Below are 3,840 nucleotides of genomic sequence, written 5' to 3' on the forward strand. Positions count from 1 at the left end.
CCTCGACTTGCGCTCGGTGAGCCTAGTCGAACCGAACGCTTGGGGAGATTTAAGCTCTATTTTGGTTGGTAGAAATACCTGCTAAGACAACTTGAGTCAGTGAACCAAGAATCCCTCGCTTTTAGCGACGGGAGTGTCAAATGAGGTGATTGGGTAGGAGGTGGGGATTTTTCAGTTATTAGTGAAAAGAAAACGGCAACTTCCTAATGAGATGGCTGTTAGGGATTGGGAAGAAAACCAAAAAGTTTGGCTGCCCCTCCTAAAATGGCAACTACCAAAGCGATTAGAATCCCTCGATTGGTAAATTCCTGATTAGCGACTCTTGCAGTTAATCCTTTAATTTCTGTGGTTAGTCGCTCATTTAAGGCTTTAATCTCCCCTTTTAACTCCGATTGTCCTATCTCTAGCTTGTTAACATCCCTTTGTAGAGAGTCTATTTTCCCCTCGATCCTTGTTAGAACAGCTTCTAGGGAATAAGTCACGGTTTCGTTAGACATGAGCTAAACTCCTATATTTTGCTATGTTGCGGTCTCGCGTAGCGAGCGCGTTGCGACCGCGCTATTTAGGGGTTGCCACCGAGGAGAGAAAATCTGATGCTGACGGTGATTATTGCCCCGATACCGGCACTAATTCCCCCAACAATCAGAGGTAAAATTAACCCCCGAAATCCCTGTAAGTCAGAAACAGACTTAACTAAAACAGATTGTTCATTTTCTACTTTTTCTAATCTTTTATCGATGCCCTCAATCTTAAAGCCTAAGGCTTTAATCTCCCCTTTTAACTCCGATTGTCCTATTTCTACTTTGGTTAATCGTTCATCGATTTTGTCGAATTTTTGATTGACATCCCTTTGTAGAGAGTCTATTTTCCCCTCGATCCTTGTTAGAACAGCTTCTAGGGAATAAGTCACGGTTTCGTTAGACATGGGCTAAACTCCTATATTTTGCTATGTTGCGGTCTCGCGTAGCGAGCCCGTTGCGACCGCCTAATCTTCTTTGGGCGCGATTGCTCCAGTGGGGACTAATTCTGATAATTCTCCAGGCTGCACTCAGTAGCGATCGCATTAAAATAATCACACAATCAATTAAAAGTATAATAATACTAAATCCATTGAGTAACGCACAGAAAACGGGTTTCTCGGAGAAACCCGTTTTCTACTCATGCAATAGGCAAAAGAGGGAATAAATAATCAGTTTTTAATAACCAGATTTAGTATTAGTAAAAATTATCAATTGAATGTTAAGAAGTGCGGAAATTGGGATTTAATACTGCTCACTTAAAACTCAAATCTGATAACTGGTAACTGGTAACTGGTAACTGGTAACTGATAACTGATAAATCCTTAGATTTCGGGTGCTTTTAGGGAATAAAGGGAGAAACTAGCGGTTTTTGCCTTTGCCTGTTGCACTAAACTGGGGACGGAATTACGCGCTAGGGCGGTTAATTTATTGGTGGTAGCATCGTAAATCGTCGTCGCCACTTTGGGATAGAGTCCAATACCGATAATTGGCACTAATAGAGAAGCGATGATAAAGACTTCCCGGGGTTCCGCATCCACTAGGGCATGGTGTTCTTCTAATTCCTTATTTTCCGGCCCGTAGAGAATTTCTCGCAACATGGACAAGAGATAAATCGGGGTGAGAATGACACCGATAGCTGCTAAAAAGACGATAATGACGCGGAAAGTGGGACTATAGGCATCACTGGTGGCAAAACCGATAAATACCATTAATTCCGCCACAAAACCGCTCATCCCGGGCAAAGCTAGGGAAGCGAGGGAACAGGTGGTCCACATGGCAAAAACTTTCTTCATTTTCTTGCCGACACCGCCCATCTCGTCTAACATCAGGGTATGGGTGCGATCGTAGGTACAACCGACCATAAAGAATAAACTCGCCCCAATCAGTCCGTGGGAAATCATCTGTAACATCGCCCCGCTGGTGCCAATATCGGTAAAGGAAGCCATACCAATCAGGACAAATCCCATGTGAGAGATGGAAGAATAGGCAATTTTGCGCTTAAGATTGCGTTGGGCAAAGGAGGTTAAGGCGGCGTAGATAATATTAACTACCCCTAAAATCACCAAAACGGGGGCGAAAACGGCGTGAGCATCGGGTAACATCCCCATATTCATCCTTAAGAGCGCATAACCACCCATTTTCAGCAAAATTCCCGCTAGTAACATGTGGGCAGGGGCAGTGGCTTCGCCGTGGGCATCCGGTAGCCAAGTATGGAGGGGGAAGATGGGCAGTTTTACCCCGTAGGCAATCAGGAAACCAGCGTAGAGGAATAATTGCAGTTTCAGGGGAAAATCCTTGCCAGCAATAGTCACCATGTCAAAGGAGACGGTATCGCCATAAAAAGCCATCGTCAGCGCCGCTACAAGGATAAAGAGAGAGCCTCCGGCGGTGTAAAGGATAAATTTGGTGGCTGCGTAGAGACGACGTTTACCGCCCCAAATAGAGAGGATTAGATAGACGGGGACTAATTCTAATTCCCAGACGAGGAAGAACAGTAACAGATCCTGTACGGCAAACACCGCAATCTGTCCCCCGTACATCAACAGCATCAGGAAGTAGAATAGTTTCGGTTTAAAAGTCACCGGCCAAGCAGCTAAGATAGCCAGAGTGGTGATAAATCCCGTTAAGATAATCAGAGGCATGGAGAGGCCATCGGCTCCTAAGGACCATCTTAGGTCAATTTCGGGCAACCATTGATAACTTTCCACTAATTGCAGATTGGGATTAGCGAAATCGTAACTGGTATAGAAAGCGTAGATAATTAGGGCAAAGTCGATTAATCCCACCGTCAGAGCAAACCATCTCACGGTTTTACCGTCTTTATCGGGAATTATGGGAACTAATAAAGCGGCGACGATGGGAAAAAGGATGATGGCAGTTAACCAAGGAAAGTTCGTTAGATTCATCGGCTGTTTTAATATTTATTTAATCGTCAGAATCGAGAAATTAAGCTAGGGCTTTTTGGCGGTTTTACCGGGGAAAACCGCTTTTTTTCTCTTGTTCTCGCGGTTACAGTTAACTGTACCTAAATCAATCTAGCAATTATTTTCCTGTCCTTGTCTATTAATATTGTTAAGTTTCAGGAGACTTCTGCCCTAATTAATTTTTGAGAGTTCAAAAATGGGAAAAATAGCGATGAGGTTGCAGAAAATCTCTAAATAAGTGGGTAGGTGTTAAAAATTGTCGGCTCCCCCCTTATTAAGGGGGGATTAAGGGGGGTAGGCAGGGTGGTTTCATAAAAGTAAAGCAAAAATTGTGTCAACTTGGTTAGCCCATAAACGCCGAGCTTGGGGAACCGTCCGAAACCCGCCACGGCGAACCAAGGTAATCAACCAACTAAATAAAATCGCCCAGTTAACGGGAGAATGACCGCCCGCCGAGACGGATTATCCTCCTTCAAGGCGACATCTTTCACCCAGTGAAACTGATTTTCAATACTCCAATGCCCCTGAATTGCCTTCAAAAAGGCTTCCACTGACAACCGTTCACTACTGATGAAATAAGCCTTCTCCTCAAAATTCTTTCCCTCCCGTTTGCCTTGACGTTCCACTACGACAAAGCTTTGTCAACCTCTCCATTTCTGCTGGAGACCTGCCGATGCTTCATATACCCTCACTTTTCTGCTTACTTGTCTGCCGTGGCTATTATCTTGAACTGTGATTTCTGAGCAAGCTGGCTCTGACAACGCTCTTTTTTCTATGGCCTTGTATAGGCTCGGCTGATTTTCTTTGACCGCCATCAGGTAATCGTGATTGGCTTCCATGATGGCGGCTGCTGTCTCCCTTTGATTGTGTAGAGCATCTACTGTGAAACACTGGCG

The 3,840-nt window shown here is 44.5% G+C and carries 3 protein-coding genes and 2 pseudogenes; all 5 read right to left on the reverse strand.

Annotated elements, in window-relative coordinates:
* Positions 1–218 precede the first annotated feature (218 nt).
* Positions 219–497 carry a replication protein RepU gene (locus O9334_RS16330; protein WP_045360514.1) on the reverse strand — a complete coding sequence of 93 codons (279 nt, stop codon included), beginning with the start codon at positions 495–497 and terminating at the stop codon, positions 219–221.
* A 65-nt stretch (positions 498–562) separates the two neighbouring features.
* The gene (locus O9334_RS16335; protein ID WP_002736814.1) at positions 563–925 is read right to left on the reverse strand and encodes a DUF4164 family protein; all 363 of its coding nucleotides are present in this window, start codon (positions 923–925) and stop codon (positions 563–565) included.
* Between the two features lie 417 nt (positions 926–1,342).
* Complete coding sequence (ndhD1, locus tag O9334_RS16340; protein ID WP_045360515.1) at positions 1,343–2,926, reverse strand: photosynthetic/respiratory NAD(P)H-quinone oxidoreductase subunit D1; 1,584 nt, start codon at positions 2,924–2,926, stop codon at positions 1,343–1,345.
* A gap of 422 nt (positions 2,927–3,348) precedes the next feature.
* Positions 3,349–3,573: pseudogene (locus O9334_RS22915) on the reverse strand (transposase); the annotation flags it as partial.
* Between the two features lie 12 nt (positions 3,574–3,585).
* Positions 3,586–3,840: pseudogene (locus tag O9334_RS16345) on the reverse strand (ISAs1 family transposase); the annotation flags it as partial.

The organism is Microcystis sp. LE19-8.1F (assembly GCF_027531715.1).
In the GTDB taxonomy this organism is placed as follows: domain Bacteria; phylum Cyanobacteriota; class Cyanobacteriia; order Cyanobacteriales; family Microcystaceae; genus Microcystis; species Microcystis wesenbergii_A.

Bases quoted from the DNA above. Each gene is read 5' to 3' on its own strand.
- O9334_RS16335 (WP_002736814.1), bottom strand. From the start codon at position 925: ATGTCTAACGAAACCGTGACTTATTCCCTAGAAGCTGTTCTAACAAGG.
- O9334_RS16330 (WP_045360514.1), bottom strand. From the start codon at position 497: ATGTCTAACGAAACCGTGACTTATTCCCTAGAAGCTGTTCTAACAAGG.
- ndhD1 (WP_045360515.1), bottom strand. From the start codon at position 2,926: ATGAATCTAACGAACTTTCCTTGGTTAACTGCCATCATCCTTTTTCCC.